The organism is bacterium, from assembly GCA_021372775.1.
In the GTDB taxonomy this organism is placed as follows: Bacteria; Acidobacteriota; Polarisedimenticolia; order J045; family J045; genus JAJFTU01.
On record JAJFTU010000206.1, the window covers coordinates 1 to 20,934 of the forward strand.

Consider the following 20,934-nt stretch of genomic DNA (forward strand, 5'->3'; position numbering starts at 1 on the left):
CGAGGCGGCGGCCTCGTTGAAACGGCGGGTCTGCGCCTGGCAGACCGGCGTGTCGAGCGACGGCACGGAGTTGATGATCAGGACCTTGCCCTTGTCCTCGGCGGGGCTGTACGGGGTCAAATCAGCCTTGAGGGCGGTGAAGGCGGGGGCGGGCTGGCCGACCTGGAGCGGCTCGCCGCCGAGCGCAAGCGGGTTCCCCTTCATCGTGACCTTGCGTTCCGACATCGCGTTCTCCTTTGATGTCCGCGCGGGGGGGCGCGGAAGGGATAAAACTTACGTCCACTGTTGCCCGGGGGGGCCAATAAACATCAAAATGCCGGGACCCGCCACGGAGGATGCATGGAGACTGGGCGCAGCACACTCCCCGACAATGCCTACCGCAAACTGAACGCCGGCGAAACATATCAGCCGCTCGTCGGCGCGCGCGAGGCGATGCGCGAATGGACGCCGCGCTCGGTTTCGATGGGCGTCTTCTTCGCCGCCCTCTTCTCCGCCGCCGCCGCCTTCCTCGGCTTCAAGGTCGGGCAGGTGTTCGAGGCCGCGATCCCGATCGCGATCCTCGCGGTCGGGCTGGGACAGCTCTTCCCGCGCCGCTCGACGATCCTCGAGAACGTGATCGTCCAGTCGATCGGCGCCGCCTCGGGGCTGATCGTCGCCGGGTCGATCTTCACGCTGCCGGGGCTGTTCATCCTCGGGCTGCCGGTGGACCTCTTCAAGCTCTTCCTCGTCGCGCTCTTCGGCGGCGTCCTCGGCGTGCTCTTCCTGATCCCGCTGCGCCGCTACTTCGTCAAGGAGATGCACGGCGAGCTGCCGTTCCCCGAGGCGACGGCGACGACGGAAGTGCTCGTCGCCGGCGAGGCCGGCGGGAACCAGGCGAAGGTGCTCGCCTCCGCGGCCGCCGTCGGCGGGCTGTTCGACTTCGTGGCGATCCACTTCCAGGGGTTCGCCGAGGTCTTCACGACCCGCTCCGTCTCGTTCCTCGAGGGGCTGGCGACGAAGGCCCGGATGGTCTTCAAGGTGGACGTGCTCGCCTCGGTGCTCGGCCTCGGCTACATCATCGGGCTGCGCTACTCGGCGATCATCTGCGCCGGCTCGTTCGTCTCGTGGTTCCTGCTCGTGCCGATCATCGGCCAGTTCGGCGCGGCCGATCCGGCGATCGCCGCGATGAACGCCGACCAGGTGTTCCGCAACTACGTGCGGCTGATCGGCATCGGCGGCATCGCCTGCGCCGGGATGCTCGGCATCCTCCGCAGCTGGCGGATCATCGCCTCGGCCTTCGGCCTCGGCTTCCGCGAGATGTTCGGCAAGAAGGACGCCGCGGCGGCGGCCCCCGCGCGGACGGACCGCGACCTCTCGATGAAGCTCGTCCTCGCGGCGCTGGGCGTCGCGGTCGTGGCGCTCTTCGTCTTCTTCCTCTTCGGCGTGCTCGGCGGCCAGCCGAACGCGTTCGTGCAGAGCGTGATCGCGCTGCTGGTCGTGGTCGTGATCGCCTTCCTCTTCACGACCGTCGCGGCGCAGGCCACGGCGACCGTCGGCAGCAACCCGGTCTCCGGGATGACGCTGATGACGCTGATCCTCGCCTCGGTGATCCTCGTCTCCGCGGGGCTGACCGGCACGGGCGGGATGCTCGCGGCGCTGCTGATCGGCGGCGTCGTCTGCACGGCGCTCTCCACGGTCGGCGGCTTCGTGACCGACCTCAAGATCGGCTACTGGATCGGCGCGACGCCGTCGGTGCAGCAGCGGAGCAAGCTGCTCGGCACGCTCGTCGCCTCGCTGACCGTCGGCTCGGTGATCCTGCTGCTCAACTCGGTCTACGGCTTCGTCGAGACGCCGGCCACGCCGCACCCGCTGCCCGCGCCGCAGGCCAACGCGATGTCGGCGGTGATCAAGTCGATCATGTCGAACGAGCCGGTGCCGTGGCTCCTCTTCGGCGTCGGCGCGGCGCTGATCCTCGTGCTGCAGATGATCAAGGTCCCGGCGCTGCCGTTCGCGCTGGGGATGTACCTGCCGCAGGAACTGAACACGCCGCTGCTCGTCGGCGGCCTCGTCGCCTACTTCGTGCAGCGTTCCTGCCGCGGCGACGAGAAGCTGGAGCGGGCCCGCAACAACCGCGGCACGCTGATCGCCTCCGGCTTCATCGCCGGCGGCGCCGTGATGGGCGTCGTCGCCGCGCTGCTGAAGTGGGTGAAGCAGCAGTTCAGCTTCGACCTCGGCGTCGAGCTGTTCCACAACGCCGAGGGGTCCGGCGCCGAGCTGCTGGCGATCCTCTTCTACGCGCTGCTGGTCGGCTACATGTACTGGGACTCCCGGCGGGCGAAGGCCGAGGCCTGATCCGGAGCCGGAACTGGGAAGGCCGCGCTCGCGCGGCCCCGCGATCGAGCGCGGCGGCGATTCTTCGCCGCCGCGCTTTTTTGCGCCGTTCGGCGGCGCCGCCGGCCGAAGGGGCGCGCCGCGTCGCGTCGCCGCGCTGCGCGACTCTCCGCGCCTCCGCCGCCTGATCCCGGATCCGCGACAGCCGATCGATCCACGGCCGTCTCTCCGACGCCGCGCGCCGCGCGGTTCGCGTATACAGACGGCAACCGCCGGCGAGAGTGCAAGGCTCTTGTCTCTCAACCTGCATCTCGAAAGGGGGAAGTCATGAGACACGCCATCATGTTGGCCGCGGCGCTGGCCGCGGGCTCCATCTCGCTGGCGGCGGCGGGGGAGTGCGGCGCCGGTTCGTCGTCGAGCGGCGCGCCGAGCGCGATCGCGGCGGGACGCGCCCTCGCGTCGTCGGCCGCCCTCGCGTCGTCGCCGATCTCCTTCCTCGGGTCGCCGACCGCCTCGTTCGGCGCGTCGTCGCTCCCGACGGTCGGTCGGGCGGCCTTCGGCTTCGGCAACCCGATGTTCTCGATCTGCGTCCTTTGCTGCCGCGTGTCCGGCGGCCGCGCCGACGAGTGCGCGGACTCCTGCTCGGCGAACAGGCTGTGACCGAGCGTCGCGCGGCGCGGCTGTCCGCGCGACGTTGATTCAGGCCGGGGCGCGGCGCGGCGGCGACGTCGCCCGCGCCCCCTGCCTATGGGGGACACGGAATGAACCTCGCGCGCGTCGTTTCCGTCCGCCCGAAGATGCGCCCCTGGGCGCTGATGGGTGCCAACTACTTCTTGCTGGTTGCCGCGAGCATTGCGCTTGCGAACGTCGTCGTTCACCTCGGGGGGGAGGCGCTGAGGGGGAAAGTCGTAGTCCTGGCGCCGCGGTCCGTGGTCGGTGGCGTCGCCGCTGTCGCTGTAGACGCACTGATTCTGGCTCTGCTTTGCGCGGTGTCGAAGTACGGCGCTGAGGCGCGCGACGGGCGCTTGCGCGTGCGCTGGAAGCTCTTCGGCTACGGGGTGCTCTTCGGTCTGGCGATGCAGGCGCTCTCTTGGGACCAGTTCGTCGGCCTGTCTCCCTCGGCGTTCTTGGCGAGAGTCGCCCACGCCCCGCATCCGACGGCGGCCGCCGCAGTCACGCTCCTCTTTGCCGCGTCGTGCGCAGTAGGAGCGCCGATCTTCGAGGAGATCTTCATGCGGGGTCTCCTCTTCGACAGCTTCGCGAAGCACTACTCGATTGCCGCGGCCGTCATCTTGAACGCGGTGTGCTTCTCGTCCCTCCATTGGGAACAGTGGAACATCCCGCTTGCCATCATGTCGTTTGTTCTGGGCGTTGTATTCGCCGTAGTGCGTCATCGTGCGGGAAATCTGAGTTTTGGCTACGGCGCGCACATCGCGTTCAACGCGACGTACGTCTTCGTGCTGCTTTCGGGCGGCGGAAATGCGCCGCCGGAGGTCGCCGACCTCCTCAAATAGAGGCGAGTCCCGGCGTGGCAACGTCGGTGGCTGCACGCGAGGCGCCGCGCAACGGGGACGCTGTATATCAGGAGCAATCGCCGGCGGGATTTCCAGTCGTCGCCGCTCGCCGCGGCGACGGACAGGGGGACACGAAATGCGGAGACTGCTCTTGTCGTTCGCGGCGCTCCTGCTCTTGGTTGCGCCGATGTGGGCCGAGGCGGGCGACTGCCGCCGGCTGTCGATCACCCAGTGCGAATGGGGCGGGAGTGTTCAGGCGAGCGTCGACGGGATGGCGTTGGCGGCGGAGACCAGCGCCGGCCTAATGAAGGTCGTGTTCCACGCTCAGAGCGGAACGCTCCGTATCGAGGCCGTTCCGGGGCGGGACGGCCTGACTTCGGCCGTCAAACTGTCGTTCCACGGCGGTCGGGCGCACGCCGAGGCGAGCCTCGACTTGGCTGCGGCGGCGACCGGCGACTATAGCTCCGTGGCGGAGATCGCGGGCATTCTCGATCCGGCGTTCCTCTCCGCGGCCGACGCCCTGCTTGAAACTCTGCCCAAGGGCGATCAGGCGGCGATGTCGGTGTATAGCCTTGGCCGGGCCGTGACCGCGTCGTTGGCGAGGCCGACTTACAGCGCGATCTCGGTGACCATCAAGGTGCCGGTGCTCTACACAATCTGCTACTGGTCGTGCGTCGCGGGGAGCGGCGAGTGGCAGGGGTGCGGCAACGACTGCTGGGACAAGTACGGCAACAACTGAACGGCGGCGTCATCACCGCTCCGGGGGTTCGGCGTTCGCGCCGAATCCCCGGAGGCAATGCCGCGGGTCAATGCCGCGGGGAAGCGCCGGGGGCGGCCGATAAGACCGGGGGTTCTCGCGGTCCACGTTGAGCCAGCCGAGGATCGTGCGGCGTGCCGTGAATGTCGGCACTGCGCCGCGGTTCGGCACGCGGCGTCAGCGACGCCGCTTCTCGGAACGCGGCGCCTTCCGCGGGGCGGAGGCTGGAGCGTTCGCCGCGGGCCACGCGATCGTCGGGAGCTCGGCGAAGAGACGGTGGAAGATGTCGACGCGGCGCAGGCCGGCGAGGTCGGGCGGGATCAGGCGGAGCAGGCGCGGGCTGCCGAGGACGACGAGCTTCGTGCGGGCGCGCGTCAAGGCGACGTTGAGGCGGAGCGGCGAGAAGAAGAAGTCGGTCCGCGCGCGGAGCGCCTCGGGGTCGGAGCAGGCGAGGGACAGGACGACCGCCTCGCGCTCCTGCCCTTGGATCCGCTCGATCGTGTCCACGACCGGCAGCGGCGCGCCCTTGCCGAGGCGGCGCCGCAGCAGCCGCTCGATCGCCGCGTTCTGGCGGCGGAACGGCGCGACCACCGCGAGCTGGTCCGCGGCGAGCCCGGCGCGCTCGATCAGCGCGGCGGCGATCGTCGCCGCTGCCTCGGCCTCCTCGGGCGACCAGTGGCGGCGTCCGACGTGGTCCACGGCGACGAACACCGCGCCGCGCTCCGGGTCGAGCACCTGGTCCACGACGTCGCCCGCCGCGCGGAGCGCGAGGCGCCGCGCGCCGACCCCCGGCGCGGGGCGCAGGCGCCCGTCGTAGAAGACGCGCGACGGGAAGGCGCAGAGGTCGTCGTTCAGGCGGTAGGTCTCGTCGAGCATCGTCGCCGGCGCCGCGCCGCGCAGCAGCGCGAAGATCGAGCGCGCGGCGGGGCCGTCGTCGTGCTCGGCGGCGAGGACGGGGCCGAGCTGCGCGTCGTCGCCGAAGAGGGCGCCGCGCGGCGCGCGGCGCAGCGCGGGAAGCGCGTGGGCCACGGTCACCTGCGCCGCCTCGTCGAGGAAGACGCGGTCGAAGCACTCGTCGGCGAGCGCGGCGGCGCCGTGGGTCGTCATGCCGACAACGACCCCTTGCCCGGGAAGGAGCGCGACGTCGCTCATCCGCTGCGCGATCTCGATCCCCGCCGCGCGCAGCGTCTCGCGGTCGGCGGGACGGGGGCGGAAGCGGACGATCCGCGGCGGCTTGGCCCCGGCGCGGCGCGCGGCCTCGACGGCCGCGACGAGGGCGTTGTTCACCGCGAGGTTCGTGCCGGCGGCGACGAGCAGCCGCTCGCGGCGCCAGGCGAGCGCGTCGAGCAGCAGCCCCAGCAGGAACGTCTTGCCGGTGCCGGGCGGCCCTTGCACGAGCGCGAACGGCTCGGCGGCCCATGCGGCGACGAAGGCTCGCCGCTGCGCGTCGTTGAGCGCCACGCCGCGCGCGGCCATCTTCCGCGCCGACTCCTCGGCCGCGGCGGCGTCCTCTTCGTCGCTCGCGAACTCCCGCGCCGCGCGGCCGCGCTCCGTCTCCGACCCTGCGGCGTCGCTCCGCGGCGCCGCGTCGAGCGCATCCGCGGCGCGCTCGAGGAGGGCGACGAGCGCGGCGTCGTGCGGCAGGCGCGAGGCGAAGATGTCGGCGACGACGGCGCGGAACCGCTCCTCCATCCCGCCGCCCGAAGCGTCGAGCGCCAGCTCGCCGTCCCCCGCGAGCGCCTCGTCGAGGCGCGCGCGGTTGCCGTTCCAGCGCGGCGCGGAGGCGACGAGGAGGCCGGTTTCCTCGTCGTAGGAAACGAAGTCGACCTCCGGCGCGTCGGCGGGGGAAAGGCCGTCGCCGAGCCGAAGCCGGTCGCCCGGGCGGAAGCGCGAGTCGTTGCGCGGCGCGCGGAGCTTCAGCTCGCCTCTCTCCGGATCCCACGAAATCAGCCGCACGTCGTCGATCGCGTCGCCGGCCTCGACCCGCAGCGCGAGCGGCAGGCCGTGCGTGTCGGCGAGGCCGCGCGCCGAGGCGCTCTCCTCGCGGCCGAGGAAACGCAGCAGCGCGTCCCGCAGCGCGGCGGCGCGCCGCTCGCCTCCGCGCCGCTCGCCTCCGCACGACGCGCCGCCGCCCGCGGCGCTCATCGCTTCTCCTCGGCGGCCCCGCGCATCCAGGCGAGCAGCCGCTCCATCCGCGCCAGCGGCGCGGCGGCGGCGGCCTCGAACCGCTCGCTCCACGGCCCTGCGGGATCGCGCCGCGCTTGCTCGCGCAGGGCGAACGCGGGCGGCGTCGGCTCGCCCGCGCCGAACAGCGCCGCGTCCACCTCCGGGAGGCGGTAGCGCCGCACCGGAAGAAACGCCGCGCCGCGCCGCAGCGCGCGCCCCAGATCGAAGAACCGCCGCTCGAGCGCGTCGATCCGCTCCGGCGGCCAGCCGGCGTCGTCGGCGAGGCGGGCGAGCGCGCGCGGCGTCGCCGCCCCGAAGTGGAAGACCGGCCCCGCGGACGCCTCCGCGGCGCGGGCGAACGCGGCGAGCCCCTCCGCCTTCGCCGCGGGCTCGTCGAGCGCGCGCACTTCCGCGCGCCCCTGCGCGCCCCAGGCGAGCGCGAGCGGAATCGCTCCCTCGAGCGGATTCGCCTCGACGTGGACGAAGAGCGGCCGTCCCGGCCGCGCGGCGAGTTCGAACGGCCGATCGACGCGCACCTCGCCGGAGAGCAGCGCGCGCGCCTGCAATGCGAGCGCCTCGACGCCGTCGGCGTCGGGCGCGTTCCTGCGCCGCGCGGTCCCGTCGAGCGCGGCCAGCGCCTCGATGGTCGCGATCCCCTCGGCGCGCAGCGTCTCGCGCCGCGCCGGCGTCATGCCGTCCACGAGCGAGAGGTCGCCCGCCCGCTCCATCTCCGGCACGCAGACGCCGCTCCAGCGGCAGGCGTCGCAGTGCGGCGTGAAGAACGGCTCGGTCGCCTCGCGCCCGGCGACGATCGCCTCGGCGCGCCGCCGCGCGGCGTCGAGGACGTGGGCGATCTCGCCGAGCGCGAACCACTCCCGCCGGCCGTCGGCGAAGATCAGGAAGCCGCGGCGCGGCGCCGCGCCGGTCGTCCGCCCGAGCAGCCAGCCGGCGTAGGCGACCTGCAGCGCCTGGTCGGCGCGCGCGGTCAGCGAGCTCTTGATGTCGCCCGGGGCGTAGCTGCCGTCCGCCTCGCGCTCGACGAGGTCGGCGATCGCGAGGTGCTCTCCGTCGAAGAGGACCGCTTGGTAGATTCCCGCGGCGCCGCTCTGCATCAGTTCGGCGGTGCGGCGCGCGCCGGCGGCGAAGTCGCCGCGCGGGTACTCCGGCTCGGGATAGCCGAGCTCCGCGGCGAACGCGGCCTCGCGTTCGTTGCCGCGCGCGAGGAGCAGCTTCGTCGCCTCGTCGGGCGGCGTGCGGAGGCTCTTGTCGAGACGCCGGTCGAGCGCCAGGCGGTGCGGGCAGCAGGCGAGGTCGTAGAGGTCGCTGGCGCGGACGATCGGGGAGACGACGGACATGCCGCGCAGTATGACGCGCCGCGCGGCGCGCGGCAGGGCGCCGAAGGCGCGCCCCGCGCGCCGGCGGCGGGAAAAGCCTCATGGACGGCGCTCGAACAGCGCCGCTTCGACCGCGGCTCGCGGCGTGAGGCGCTCCGCGCCTGTCGTTCTCAGGGACGGCGCTCGAACAGCGCCGCTTCGACCGCCTCGCAGAGGAGGTGGCCGACGAGGATGTGGACCTCCTGCACGCGGGCCGTCTTGCGCCCGTCCACGACCAGGGCGATGTCCACCATCTCCTTCGCCGTGCCGCCGTCGCCGCCCAAGAGGCCGATCGTCGTCAGCCCGCGGTTCCGCGCGGCGAGGATCCCTTCGCGGATGTTCGGCGAGCGGCCGGAGGTCGAGATCGCCACGGCGACGTCTTCCTTCTGGCCGAGCGCCTCGATCTGGCGGGCGAAGACCGACTCGTAGCCGTAGTCGTTGCCGATCGCCGTCAGGGCCGACGAGTCGGTCGTCAAGGCGAGCGCCGGAAGGCCCGGCCGGTCGTGCTGGAAGCGGCCGACGAACTCGGCCGCGAGGTGCTGGGCGTCGGCCGCCGAGCCGCCGTTGCCGAAGAAGAAGACCCGGTGGCCGGACTGGAAGGCGCGGACCAAGATGTCCGCCACTTCGCCGAGTTTGTCCCCTTGCTGATCGAAGAACCGCTTGACCAAGAACACGTGTTCTTCGACCGCCACCTTGGAGTTGACGAATGTGCGGGCCATCGGTCGCGCGCTCCCTTCGGGCGAAAGTGTACCTCGCCGGACGTTTCCGGGTTGTGCCGCCGTCGTCTCGCAAAAGGACTAAGTTGCCACTGCTTTGGCGGTAATTTTTGGTGACGACGGCGCGTGGCGCGGATGGCCGGCGTCGGTAATTTTGGGGCGGCAAATGTTGCGCCTTGATGGCGGCTTAGTTTCGCGACATTATTGGTAACTGGAGGTGGCAATGGCGACGACTCCCGGAACGGCGACCTTGGTCGATCGGATGCGCATGGGCGGAATCCGCGTCACGGGGCCGCGGCGCGCCATCGCCCGCGTGCTCGAAGAGGCGCAGGAGCATCTCGACGTCGAGCAGATCACCGAGCGCTCGAAGAAGCTCGATCCGTCGGTCCATCGGGCGACCGTCTACCGCACGCTGGGCCTCTTCAAGGCCCTCGGGATGGTGGACGAGCTCGACCTGCTGCACATCAGCGGGGACCGGCACTTCTACGAAGTGCGGAAGGGGGGCGACCACGCCCACCTGATCTGCACCAGCTGCGGCAAGGTGCTCGAGCCGGAAAGCGAAAGCCTCGATCCGTGGAAGAAGGCGTTGGCCGACCAGACCGGCTTCTCGCTCACGTTCCTGCGGCTCGAGGTCGGCGGGCTCTGCCCGGCCTGCCAGAAGAAGGGCTGAGACACGAAGGGCCGGCGTCCGCGCCGGCCCTTGTCCTTCCCCGCCCGCGGCCGCTCTCGGCTATGCGTAGGCGGCGAGGAACTTCTCCACCTCGGAAATGAAGAAACTCCCCGCTTGCAGCGAGGCGGGCGGGGCGGGGGCCGGCGCCCACGCGACCTTGGCCCCGCCGATCGTCCGCGCCATGTGCTGGACGCGGGCCATCTCGCCGAATCCCGACGCGCCGCAGGTCAGCATCAGGGCGGGCAGGTCCACCCGGAAGCCGGGGGGCAGCAGTCCCCCCGCGCCGCTCAGTCCCGCGACGAAGCGCAGCCACGCCGGACGCCGGTCGTAGCCGTCGTCGAAGGGGGCGGCCGGGCCGTCCCACGGCTCCAGCGGCGTCGAGGCGACCAAGCCGGGCAGCGAGTCGGCGACGACGCAGCGGACCCGCCGCGGCGTCGCCGCGGCGACGCGCAGCGCGACGACGGCGCCGAACCCGACGCCGACGACGGCCGCGGCCGCGCCGATGCCGCACGACTCGAGCACGGCGACCGCGTCGTCCACCGTGCGCTGGAGAAAGTCCTCGGGGAACTCCGCGAGGGCGGAGGACCGGCCGTGGCCGGCGAGGTCGAAGCCGATCACGCGGCAGCCGCGCGCGGCGACCGCGGCCGCGGGGGCCCCGAACGCCGGATCGACGAACGGGAGGAACGAGCCGAGCGCGTGGTGGATCCACAGCACCGGCACGTCGTCCCCGACCTCGTCCACGCGGAGGGTGTATTCTGGCCGCTCGAGATCCCGCCCGCCCATTGGAAGCACGCCCATACGATCGCCGTCCCCTCGGCGCATCGTAGCGCAGTTTCCGCCCCGACGAGGCCCCATGACTGTCGCCCGCACGATCGCCGACCAACTCTCGCGCTCTTCGTGGATCCGGAAGATGTTCGAAGAAGGCGCCCGGCTGAAGGCCGAGCGGGGCGCGGAGAACGTCTTCGACTTCAGCCTCGGCAACCCCGAGATCGAGCCGCCGCCGTGCGTGCTCGAGGCCGCGCGCCGCGCGCTCGACGACCCGCGCCCGGGCCGGCACGCCTACATGCCGAACTCCGGCTTCCCCGCGGTGCGGCAGCGTCTGGCCGAGCGTCTCGCGGCGGCCACGGGCGTTCCGTTCGAGGGGCGGAACATCGTGATGACGGTCGGCGCCGGCGGGGCGCTCAACGTCCTCTTCAAGGCGATCCTCGACCCCGGCGACGAGGTCATCGTCTTGGCCCCGTACTTCGTCGAGTACGGCTTCTACGTCGGCAACCACGGCGGGAAGCTGGTCGTCGCGGACACCACCCGCGACTTCCAGCCGGACATCGAGAAGATCCGCGCCGCGGTCACGCCGCGGACGAAGGCGATCCTCGTCAACTCGCCGAACAACCCCACCGGCGTGATCTACTCCGCCGAGACGTTCCGGGCGCTCGACGCGCTGATCAAGAGCCTCGACCACGACGTCCTGCTGGTCAGCGACGAGCCGTACAAGGCGCTGGTCTTCGACGACGTGAAGCCGCCCGAGGTCCCGGCGTACGTGGACAACGTCGTCGTCGCCACGTCGTGGTCGAAGACGCTGGCGCTCCCCGGCGAGCGGATCGGCTATCTCGCCGTCTCGCCGCGCATCGCCGACGCCGACAAGCTCGCCGACGCCTGCACCTTCGCCATCCGCGTCCTCGGCTTCGTCAACGCCCCGGCGATCTGGCAGTGGGTCGCGGCGGAGGTCGGCGACCAGTCGATCGACGTCGCCCCCTACCGCGAGAAGAGCGGGATCCTCTACCGCGGCCTGACCGAGATCGGCTACCGCTGCGTGCGGCCGCAGGGGGCGTTCTACCTCTTCCCCGAGACGCCGATCGCCGACGACGTGGCGTTCGTGCGGATGCTCGTGGACGAGGGGGTGCTCACCGTTCCGGGGACCGGCTTCGGCCGCCCGGGCCACATGCGCCTCTCGATCACCGTGCCGAAGAAGACCGTCGAAGGGGCGCTTCCGGGCTTGGAACGGGCGTTCCGGCGCGCGCGGGGCTGAGCCCCGACGACGCCGGCGGCGAGGCGGCCGATGAGGACGTTTCTTCCGACGCTCCCCCGCGGGTTGGCCGGCGTCATCCGCTGGACCGCGGTCGTCCTGCTGCTCGTCGCCGGGGGGCTGATCGGGCTCGGCCTCGCCGCCTCCGATCTCGACGCCGGGGAGTCGCCCGCGGGGCGGCTTCTCGGCGGCGCCGTTTTCTTCGCCGCGCTCGGCTTCGCGGTCGGCGAGATCGCGCCGCACGCGTGGTGGGTCGCGGCGCTCGGCGGCTGGGGCCCCGCGGCGCTCGGCGCGCTGATCGTCCTCGAGAAGCGATCGGGGACGCGGCTCGCGACGTCGCTCTTCGGGGCGATTCTCCTGGCCATCGTTCCCGCGCTTCTCGCGCTCGCGGGCGCGCGCTTCGGCAAGGCGGTGCGGCGGCACGTCGCGCGCCGCCACGCCGCGCTGATGAACGGCCTGCGGCGCGGCCTCTCCCGCGCGGCGGCGCCCGCCGCGGACGACAAGAAAACGTCCGACGCCGCGGCGCCGGACGAGGGCGAAGCGAAGGCCCCGCCGGAGCGATAGGCAGCGGGCGGCCCGTCAGGGGCCGTAGCCGATGAAGTAGGCGATCGTCAGGAAGACGCAGCCGAAGACCGCCAGCCACGCCTGCAGCGGCCAGGACCAGCGGAACCAGCGTTCGTAGGAGATCTTCCCCGCGGCCAGCGCCCCCATCAGCGTCGCCGAGGTGGGGATGATCATGTTGCCGAAGCCGTCGCCGAACTGGAAGACGAGCACCGCCATCTGGCGCGTCTGGCCGATCAGTTCGGCGAGCGGGGCCATGATCGGGATCGTCAGCGCGGCCTGCCCGGAGCCGCTCGGCACGAGGACGTGGATCATCGTCTGCACGGCGAACATGAGGTTGATCGAGACGACGCCCGGGAGCTGCTGCAGCGCGCCGGCGGTGGCGTTGAGCGCGGTGTCGAGGATCCGCACGTCGGTGGCGAGGAGCACGACGCCGCGCGTCAGCCCGACGACGAGCGCGGCGGAGATCAGGTCGGCGGCGCCGTCGATGAAGGCGCGGCAGATGTTCCGCTCGCCGAGCCGCGCCACGAGCCCGGCGACGAGGCCGACGGCGAGGAAGATCGCGCCGATCTCGGTGACGTACCACTTGTACTTCGTCACCCCCCAGAGGATCACGCCGATCCCCGCGGCGAGCGAGAGGAGCACGGCGACGTGCGTCTTGGTCAGCGCGGCCGGCGTCTCGGGCGCGGGCTGCGGCGCCCGCTCGTCCGTCTCGTCGGGCAGATCGACGGTTCCCTTCAGCTTCTTCGCGCCGCGCACGACGAAGGCGACGCCGGTCGCGGTGCAGAAGAGCCAGATCACGATCCGGTACTGCCAGCCGGAGAGGGGCGGCAGCCCGGCGATCGCCTGCGCGACGCCGACGGTGAACGGGTTGATCACCGCGCCGGAGAAGCCGACCCCCGCGCCGATCACCGGGATCGCCACGCCGACGATCCGCGGATAGCCGAGCGCGCGGGCGAGGGGCACGAAGAGGAAGATGAACGGGATGATCTCCTCGCTCATCCCGAAGACCGACCCGCCGACGGAGAAGATCGTCATCGCCGCCGGGATGACGAGGTACTCGCGCCCCTCGAGCGCCTTCACCGTGCGCACGATCGCCGCGTCGAAGGCCCCGGTGCGCTCGATCACCTTGAACGCGCCGCCGATGACGAGGATGAAGGCGACGATCGCCGCCGCGTCCTTGAAGCCGCGCAGCGGCGCCTGCAGCACCGCGAGGACGAGGCCGAGACCTTCGGGGCGCGCCGGAACCGTCTCCCCGGCCGCCGCGGCCGCGGCGTCGTAGCGGAACGTGCCCGGCTGGACGCGCCCGTCCTCGCCGCGCGCGAACGACCCCGCCGGCACGACGATCGCCGCCAGCGCGGCGAGGATCAGCAGCGCGAAGGCGATCGTGTAGACGTGCGGGACGCGCAGGCGGAACTTGCTCATTTCGACGTCGGCTCGGGCGTCGGCGCGGGCGCCGGCTCGAGGTCCAGCGCGAGCGGTCCGAAGGCCAGCGCTTCCGGCGCGCCCCAGCGGCCGCGCCCGGCGCGCGCGAGGGCGCGGCTGTCGGGCGTCTTGGCGAGGCGCAGCGCGAACCGCTCCGCCGGGATCGTCGCCGCCGCCGCGTCGCGCGCGGCGAACTCGCCGAGGAAGGCGGCCAGCGCCCCTTCGGCCCACGGCTTCGGCAGGGCGGGAAGCGGGCCGGCGGCGGCGCGCAGCGGCTTCTTGTCGGGGGCGGGGACGAGCCTGCCGCTCTGCAGCAGGAAGCGGTCGCCGTCGCCGAGCAGGAGCAGCTTCGCGCCGGCGAAGCCCGGGCGTCCTTCGGCGCGGCGCGCCCCGCGCATGTCGACCACCGCGACGAGCGAGGCGCCGACGACCTCGACCGCGTCGGCCTTCACGACGAGCGCCGTGTTCTCGTCCACGCCGAAGGCGAACGGGATCTCCGTCCGCCGCTCGAGCACGGCGAGCGTCCGCCCGAGGCGGCCGCGGGCGAGGAAGTGCTGGTCGGTCACGCCGAGGGCGAGGAACCCCATCCCGCCGCGGACCCAGACCCCCTTGCCGCTCTCGGCGTCGGTCACGCCGAAGCGGAGCGCCTCGTCGCTGTCGCCGCCGCCGATCATCGGGTCGGACATCATCGCCGCGCCGGCCGACGAGCCGGCGACGACGCCGCCGCGGGCGAGGACGTCGAGCATCGCGCGGAAGGCGAGCGTCGAGCCGCCGCGCGGACGCAGCACGTCGGCGATGCGCGATTGGTCGCCGCCGACGAAGTAGAAGCCGCCGCAGCCGAGGATCGTCTTCGCCGTCGCCGGGTCGTCGGCGTTGGCGGCGCGCTCGACGGTCAGGTCGAGCGTCGCGGACGCCGCCGGGCCGCGGCCGTAGCGGGCGAACGTCGCCGCCACGTCGGCCGCCGATTCGCGCGGCTCGGAGCTGGCGAGCGGCACGATGCAGATCGGACGCCCCGGCAGGCGGAGGTCGAGGATGCGCCGCCAGACCGCGGCGTTCTCGTCCTTGAGCGCGCCGCCGGCGATGACCAGCGCGCCGGCGCCGACGACGAGCGCCGGCGCGGCCGGCGCAGCGGGGACGGCCGCGCGGGCGGCGGGCGGGAGGATGCAGAGCGGAACGGCCGCGGCGAGCGCGGCGAGGACGGAAGCTGCGCTTCGGGTCATCGACCTTCTCCCAGCGTGTCCTTGTCCTGCGCGAGGATCCGCGTGATGCGGGTGACGGCCGCCGCGGCGCGGTCCTGGTGCCGCAGGGCGATCTCGGTGGCCAGGGCGTTGACGAGCACCGAGACGGCGGCGACGGAGTTCGTGTACATCATGTTCTCGCTGCGCACCGGCAGGACGACCCGCGCGAGCTGCGCCGCGGGGGAGGTCAGCCGGTCGGTCACCGCGAGGCAGGGGATGCCGCGGTCCGCGGCCTCGCGCATCATCTCGATCGTCGCCCGCGAGTAGGGGGGGAACGAGTAGACGAAGAGGCAGTCCGAGGGGCGCAGCGCGACCAGCGGCTCCAGCGGCGAGGAGAAGCGGAGGCTGAGCGTCGTCGCCCGCAGGCCGATCTGCGTCAGCATGTAGGTCGTCAGGTCGGCGAGGTGCGAGGAGATCCCCATGCCGAAGGCGTAGACGTGGTCGGCGCGGTAGAGCATCGTCGCCGCCTGGCCGAACGTCTCGCGGTCGAGCGCGTTGACGCTTCCCTCGATGTTGCCGATCTCCTGCGTCGCGACGACGCGGAGCGTGTCGTCCTGCGGGACGCGGGCGAACAGCTCGGCCGCCGCCCCCGACGGCAGGGCGACCCGCTCCCGCACCCCCGCGAGCAGGTGCTCCTTGAGGTCGGCGTAGCCGTCGAAGCCGATCCGCTGCGCGAACCGCACGATCGTCGCCTCGGAGGCGCCGCTGCGGTCGGCCAGCTCGGGGACGGAGAGGAAGGGGACTTCCTGCAGGTGGGCGAGAATGTAGTCGGCGACGACCTTCTGCTGCTGGGGCAGCGCGTCGTAGTGGTCCACGACCAACCGCTTGATGTCGGGCTCCCGCGGCTCGTTCACGGCGCCTCCCGTCCGTTGCGGACGCTCCAGAGTACTGAAATCCAGCGGCAACTGCCCGCCAACGCGTGAAAAAAATGATTCACGCGACGGCCCTGCAACTAACTAATTTGCCGTATGCGCCCTTGACGAGGCGCAAGACGGCGTGGTACCGATAATGAAGCCGTAGATTCACGCGGCCTGTCTGGTGAAACGGAGATTTCACTTTGCCGGCCGGCAACGGACCGGCGCCCCGCGGCGGGGGTCGCCGCGGACGTGGAGGACGCCCCGTGAAGCAGTTCAGACTTCTCGTCGCACTCGTCGCGCTGTTCGCGCTCGCCCTGCCGGCGCTGGCCCAGACGGACCAGACCGGCGTGATCGAAGGGCGCGTGACCGACGCGGACGGCAAGCCGCTCGCCGGCGTCGTCGTGCTGGCCGCCCAGGCCGACGGCTCTTACCCGCACGACGCGATCACCAACGACGCCGGCCGGTTCCGCCTCAACTTCCTGACTCCCGGCGCCTACAACCTCTCGCTGCAGGCCGAGGGATTCCTCCCGCAGCAGGTGACCGCCGTCAAGGCCACGGCGGCGCAGACGGCGCAGGTCGTGGTGACGATGCCGAAGGCGGTGCAGAGGACCGAGCAGGTGACGGTCGTCTCGTCGCGGCCGCGGATCGACACGATCACGACCGAGCGGAGCACGACCGTCGAGGCGCGCCGCGTCGAGACGCTGCCGGTCTCCCGCACGACGACCGGGCTGCTCGCCCTCGTTCCCGGCGTCCGCGAGTCGTCGGTCTGGGGCGCCGCCTCCGGCCAGGCGAACTCCTACCAGTACGACGGCGTGACGGTCAACGCCCCGGGCGGCGGCGGCAGCTTCCTGCTGCCGAACGTCGACTGGGTGGACGAGTTCCAGGTCAAGGGGCTCGGGGCCGGCGCCGAGTACGGCAACTTCCAGGGCGGCGTCGTCAACATCGTCACCAAGTCGGGCAGCAACACGTTCAAGAGCAACATCCGCACGAACATCGAGCGGGACGCCTGGAACGCCTCCAACACGAACGCGCTGGAGGCCGGCTCGCAGCAGGCGAAGCGCTGGGAAGTCAACGCCGACGTGTCCGGCCCGCTGATCAAGGACAAGCTCTACTACTTCTTCTCGGTCGAGCAGGTGAAGACCGACACGAAGGTCGTGGACACGCTCGGCTCGCAGGACGCGAACGACGTGCTCTTCCTCAAGGACCTCGACCAGCGCACCGAGCGCAAGGTCTTCGGCAAGCTCTCCTGGCAGGCGACGCAGCGCGACATGTTCAGCCTCGTCGCCGGCTACGACGGCGTGAAGGAAGACAACCGCGGCCTCGACAGCTTCACCGACCCCGCGGCGACGACCCAGCAGGACTCCCCCTCCTACTTCTACAACGCGAGCTGGGCCCGGATCCTCGGCAACAACGCCTTCCTCGAGGTGAAGGCCACCGGCTACAACGGCAAGGACGACCGCTCGCCGTACCACGGCGAGACGCAGGCCGTGGAGATCCTCGGCGGCGACGCCAACCTCTACCGCAACGCCGTCTACTGGCGCCACCAGAAGCCGACGAGCGCCGCGCTGGCGGCGAACCTCGACGTCTTCGCCACCACCGGCTCGATCGCCCACCGGCTGAAGTTCGGCGGCACGTACGAGAAGTCCACTTGGCTGGAGCAGCGGCGGCGCGCCGGCGACTTCACGTGGCGCCCGCAGCCGGCCGGCGCCTTGGCCGACTTCGACCCGAACAACCCGAACACGTGGCGGCTGCGCGCCGGCCGGGCGTACGACATCACGACCGACTGGGGCGGCGACATCGACCTCGACACCGACATGCTCAACGCCGCGCTCTACGTGCAGGACTACATGACGATCACCCAGAAGCTGGGGATCAACGCCGGCGTCCGCTTCGGCAAGTGGACCGGCAAGATCAACCCCGGCTTCGACTCCGGCCCCGAGTTCACCGCCGTCTCGGCCACCGGCTGGGATCCGCGCGTCGGCCTGACCTACGACTTCACCGGGAAGGGCGAGTGGGTGGCCAAGGCGCACTTCGGCCGCTACCACCAGAACCTGTTCAGCTACATGTTCGACCGCGTGTCCGGCGGCAACGCCTTCAAGGACGTCGAGTACTGGGACTGGAAGTGGGACGACCGGCGCCCCGACCTCGGCTTCGACTACAACCTCTCCAACCGCGAGGACTACTTCGACTACGCCGGCAGCAACCCGACCGGCCAGGAGAACGGGCCGGCGGTGGACTACAAGCAGCCGTACGTGGACGAGTTCGTCCTCTCGCTGGAACGGGCCCTGCCGAACGACTGGAAGCTGGGGATCAACTACATCCGCCGCGTCAACAAGAACCTCGTGGCGCTCGTGGACCGGAACCGCGACCGCAACTACACCGCCTTCCACAACGTCGCGGTGATCGACTACAACAGCGGCAACCCCGCCGTGGACCAGGACGGCCGGGCCCTCGTGCTGCCGACCGTCTACCTGCGCAACGACGACCTCAACGCCCGCAACTACGGCGGCGTCTCCGACCGCTTCTACGAGCAGGACCTCGTCCTGACCAACCCCGCCGGCGCCGAGCGCAAGCTCGACCAGGTGCAGCTGACGCTGGAGAAGACGGCGAAGGCGTGGGGCCTGCGCGGTTCGATCGTCTACTCCGACCTGCGCGGCAACTTCGACTCCGTCTCCGGCTACGAGGACACCACGGGCGGCACCGGGGCCGGCGGCTTCGTCTACCCCAACACCGCGACCAACTGGTACGGCCGGCTCTCCAACAACTCGCTCTGGACGCTGAAGCTCGACGGCACCGCCGACCTCTCGCGCGGTTGGCGCGGCGGCGTCTACTACACCTTCGAGTCGGGCGTCTACTACACGCCGACCTTCACCGTGGACACCAACAACTACGACTTCTACGCCGCCGACGGCAGCTACCTCAACTACAAGCTGTTCAAGAACGTCGATCGGCAGACGATCTATCTCGAGAGCCAAGGCAGCCGCAAGGCGGACTACGTCAGCCGCCTCGACGTCCATCTCGACAAGGCGTTCAGCCTCGGCAAGAAGGTTCAGTGGATCTTCGGGATCGACGTCTTCAACCTGATGAACTCCGACGCGATCACCGATCAGCGCACGTCGGTCAACGGGTACGACCCGGAGAACCCGACGACTTGGTTCAACGCGGCCCGGCTGCGCCAGGATCCGCGCACGCTGCGCCTGTCCTCCACGTTCCGCTGGTAGCGCCCGCGGGACGGACGGCCGCCTCCCCCGGGGCGGCCGTCCGTTCCCCGGTTTCCGCGCTGCGGCGCGCCGTCGCGCGCGCCGCGAGGTCGAATCCGCCATGGTCTCCGACCGTCGTCTGCTCGACATCTTCCTCCGCGCGGCCGCGCTCGACGGGCGTTCGGGACGCGAGCGTCCCGTCGCCGACTTCGTGCGCGCGTTCCTCGAGCCGCTCGGCTTCCGCGTCGTCGAGGACGACGCCGGCAAGGCCGGCGGCGGGAACTGCGGGAACCTCGTCGCCGTGCGCGGCGACGGCGGCGACCTGATGCTCCTCGCCCACATGGACACCGCGCGGCCGACGCGCGACGTCAAGCCGCGGCTGCTCGACGACCGCGTCGTCTCCGACGGAACGACGCAGCTCGGCGCCGACTGCCGCCTCGGCGTCGCCGCGCTCCTGCGCGCCGCGGAACGGCTGGCCGCGTCCGGCTCGGCGGCGGGGGCGACGTTCGCCTTCACCGTCTGCGAGGAGACGTCGATGGCCGGCTCGCAGAACCTGCGCTGGCCGGCGAACGTCGAGATGGCCGCGCTGCTCGATTCGTCGCTTCGTCCCGGCGCCTACATCGACCGCGGCTACGGCTGCCGGCGGTTCGACGTCGCGCTGCGCGGGCGGGCGGCGCACTCCGGCGTCGCGCCGGAGAAGGGAATCAACGCCTTGGCCGCCGCGGCCGAGGCGGTCGCCGCGTCGAAGCTCGGACGGCTGGACGAGGAGACGACGGCGAACATCGGCATGTTCGCGGCGGGCGCGGCGATCAACGTCGTGCCTGACCGCGCCGAGCTGGTCGGCGAGGTCCGCTCGATCCGCCCGGAGCGCGTGGACGAGGTCGTCGCCGACTTCCGCCGCGCGTTCGAGGACGCCGCCGGGCGGCGCGGGGCGCGGCTCGAGTTCTCGTCCCGCTGGGACTTCGCGCCGTACCGGATCGCCGCCGACGCGCCGGTTCGGCGCCGCGTGCTGCGGGCCTTGGAGTCGCTCGGGCTGGCGCCGAGCGCGCACACCTCCGCGGGCGGCTCGGACGCCAACTCGCTCAACGCGCGCGGCCTGCCGGCGATCGATCTCGGCACCGGCGCGCAGAACCCGCACGGCGACGACGAGTTCGTCTTGTTCGAGGACATGGACGCCACGGTCGAGCTGGCCTTGGCGCTGATCGACGCCCGCTGACGCGGGCGGCGGATCGGGAAAGAGAGAGGGCGGCGCGCCGGGCAACACGGCGCGCCGCCCTCTTTGCGTCACTCGCAGGCCGGGCCGAGGTCCGGAAGCGGCTTGGCGCGCAGGCGCGCGTCGTTCGGCAGGCCGTAGGTGCGCCGCGCCTCCGCGGTCGCGGCGTCGAGCCCCGCGGCGTCGAGCACGATCTCGCGCACGCCGCCGGACGGGGCGAGGGCGATCCGGTCGAACGCGCCCTCGGGGCTCTTGAGCGCCTCGGCGACGGCGGCGATCGAGTCGACCGGGCGGCCGTTGACCGACGCGACGATCTCGTCGGTCGCGCCGTAGTAGCCGAGGTTGTAGTTGAGCGGCAGGACGCCGGCGACGATGATCACGCGCCGCCGCGCGGCGGTCTGGCCGTCGCGGTCGCGGCGGAAGAGGGTCAGCATGCCGACGTCGGCCTTCTTCCACCAGTCGTCGCCCCACGTGCGGAGGTATGGTCCGTCGAGCTCGCGGAAGACGATTCCCCCCGCCTGCAGGTACGGCGGCGGGTCGTCCCAGCGGTTCCACGGCATGAGCTGCGTCGACTCGTCCGCGGCCTTGAGCGCGATCTTCAGCTCGATCTCCTTCCCGCCGCGCAGGACGCGCGCCGGGACGACGTCGCCGGCGGCGTGGCCGAGGGAGACGATCGAGGGGAAGCGGAGACGGCCGAAGCGCGGATGGACGAAGTAGCCGCGGGCGTCGATCGGATGGCCGTCGAGGCCGAGCAGGATGTCGCGGACCCGCAGCTCGCCGCAGCCGGTCGCGCCGCGGGGGATCTTGGTGATCACGACGCCGGTCGGCGCGCCCTTCTGGCCGAGGTAGGCGGCGAGCGCCGGGTCTTCGTTGGACGACCAGCGGACGCCGAGGTTGGGGAAGCGGCGGTA

The 20,934-nt window shown here is 71.9% G+C and carries 18 protein-coding genes; 9 read left to right on the top strand and 9 right to left on the bottom strand.

All coding sequences use genetic code 11. The features are described from left to right. Positions 1 to 225: redoxin family protein (locus tag LLG88_07185; protein MCE5246690.1), on the bottom strand; the 225-nt coding region annotated here is incomplete at its 3' end. A 114-nt stretch (positions 226 to 339) separates the two neighbouring features. Here LLG88_07185 and LLG88_07190 point away from each other — a divergent pair. The 4 genes from LLG88_07190 to LLG88_07205 all read left to right on the top strand — a co-directional run bounded on the left by LLG88_07190 (position 340) and on the right by LLG88_07205 (position 4,563). After that, positions 340 to 2,331: an oligopeptide transporter, OPT family gene (locus tag LLG88_07190; protein MCE5246691.1), complete on the top strand. Its 1,992-nt coding sequence runs from the start codon at positions 340 to 342 to the stop codon at positions 2,329 to 2,331. Between the two features lie 306 nt (positions 2,332 to 2,637). Beyond that, positions 2,638 to 2,970, top strand: coding sequence for a hypothetical protein (locus LLG88_07195; GenBank protein ID MCE5246692.1), 333 nt, complete (start codon positions 2,638 to 2,640; stop codon positions 2,968 to 2,970). Between the two features lie 101 nt (positions 2,971 to 3,071). Continuing rightward, on the top strand, positions 3,072 to 3,824 hold the full coding sequence (locus LLG88_07200) for a CPBP family intramembrane metalloprotease (GenBank protein ID MCE5246693.1): 753 nt from the start codon (positions 3,072 to 3,074) through the stop codon (positions 3,822 to 3,824). A gap of 136 nt (positions 3,825 to 3,960) precedes the next feature. Then, positions 3,961 to 4,563: a hypothetical protein gene (locus LLG88_07205; GenBank protein MCE5246694.1), complete on the top strand. Its 603-nt coding sequence runs from the start codon at positions 3,961 to 3,963 to the stop codon at positions 4,561 to 4,563. Between the two features lie 195 nt (positions 4,564 to 4,758). Here the strand turns inward: LLG88_07205 and LLG88_07210 are convergent, their stop codons facing one another. The 3 genes from LLG88_07210 to LLG88_07220 form a co-directional block, all read right to left on the bottom strand. Further along, positions 4,759 to 6,726 (bottom strand): ATP-binding protein, encoded by a 1,968-nt coding sequence (locus tag LLG88_07210; GenBank protein MCE5246695.1) that lies wholly within the window; start codon positions 6,724 to 6,726, stop codon positions 4,759 to 4,761. After that, entirely contained in the window at positions 6,723 to 8,102 is a 1,380-nt protein-coding gene (locus LLG88_07215; protein MCE5246696.1) for a TM0106 family RecB-like putative nuclease, read from the bottom strand. The genes LLG88_07210 and LLG88_07215 overlap by 4 nt, the downstream gene beginning before the upstream one ends. 149 nt (positions 8,103 to 8,251) lie before the next feature. Next, positions 8,252 to 8,839 carry a D-sedoheptulose 7-phosphate isomerase gene (locus LLG88_07220; protein MCE5246697.1) on the bottom strand — a complete coding sequence of 196 codons (588 nt, stop codon included), beginning with the start codon at positions 8,837 to 8,839 and terminating at the stop codon, positions 8,252 to 8,254. A gap of 220 nt (positions 8,840 to 9,059) precedes the next feature. Between LLG88_07220 and LLG88_07225 the strand changes: the two genes are divergently transcribed. Continuing rightward, the gene (locus LLG88_07225; GenBank protein ID MCE5246698.1) at positions 9,060 to 9,506 is read left to right on the top strand and encodes a transcriptional repressor; all 447 of its coding nucleotides are present in this window, start codon (positions 9,060 to 9,062) and stop codon (positions 9,504 to 9,506) included. A gap of 60 nt (positions 9,507 to 9,566) precedes the next feature. On the opposite strand, the gene LLG88_07230 is transcribed toward LLG88_07225, so the two are convergent. Beyond that, a complete protein-coding gene (locus tag LLG88_07230) occupies positions 9,567 to 10,304 on the bottom strand; it encodes an alpha/beta fold hydrolase (GenBank protein ID MCE5246699.1) in 738 nt (245 codons plus the stop codon). A 55-nt stretch (positions 10,305 to 10,359) separates the two neighbouring features. Between LLG88_07230 and LLG88_07235 the strand changes: the two genes are divergently transcribed. Beyond that, positions 10,360 to 11,532: a pyridoxal phosphate-dependent aminotransferase gene (locus LLG88_07235; protein MCE5246700.1), complete on the top strand. Its 1,173-nt coding sequence runs from the start codon at positions 10,360 to 10,362 to the stop codon at positions 11,530 to 11,532. A 30-nt stretch (positions 11,533 to 11,562) separates the two neighbouring features. After that, positions 11,563 to 12,093 (top strand): hypothetical protein, encoded by a 531-nt coding sequence (locus LLG88_07240; protein MCE5246701.1) that lies wholly within the window; start codon positions 11,563 to 11,565, stop codon positions 12,091 to 12,093. A 15-nt stretch (positions 12,094 to 12,108) separates the two neighbouring features. Here LLG88_07240 and LLG88_07245 read toward each other — a convergent pair whose 3' ends face one another. The 3 genes from LLG88_07245 to LLG88_07255 are packed head-to-tail and all read right to left on the bottom strand — an operon-like array spanning position 12,109 to position 15,607. Then, entirely contained in the window at positions 12,109 to 13,515 is a 1,407-nt protein-coding gene (locus LLG88_07245) for an AbgT family transporter (GenBank protein MCE5246702.1), read from the bottom strand. Beyond that, entirely contained in the window at positions 13,512 to 14,735 is a 1,224-nt protein-coding gene (locus LLG88_07250; GenBank protein MCE5246703.1) for a cyanophycinase, read from the bottom strand. The genes LLG88_07245 and LLG88_07250 overlap by 4 nt, the downstream gene beginning before the upstream one ends. After that, a complete protein-coding gene (locus LLG88_07255; protein ID MCE5246704.1) occupies positions 14,732 to 15,607 on the bottom strand; it encodes a MurR/RpiR family transcriptional regulator in 876 nt (291 codons plus the stop codon). Before LLG88_07255 ends, LLG88_07250 begins: the two co-directional genes overlap by 4 nt. Before the next feature lie 266 nt (positions 15,608 to 15,873). On the opposite strand from LLG88_07255, the gene LLG88_07260 reads away from it, so the two are divergent. Beyond that, complete coding sequence (locus LLG88_07260) at positions 15,874 to 18,831, top strand: carboxypeptidase regulatory-like domain-containing protein (protein MCE5246705.1); 2,958 nt, start codon at positions 15,874 to 15,876, stop codon at positions 18,829 to 18,831. A 100-nt stretch (positions 18,832 to 18,931) separates the two neighbouring features. Continuing rightward, entirely contained in the window at positions 18,932 to 20,026 is a 1,095-nt protein-coding gene (locus LLG88_07265) for a M20/M25/M40 family metallo-hydrolase (GenBank protein ID MCE5246706.1), read from the top strand. A 68-nt stretch (positions 20,027 to 20,094) separates the two neighbouring features. On the opposite strand, the gene LLG88_07270 is transcribed toward LLG88_07265, so the two are convergent. Next, positions 20,095 to 20,934: hypothetical protein (locus LLG88_07270; GenBank protein ID MCE5246707.1), on the bottom strand; the 840-nt coding region annotated here is incomplete at its 5' end.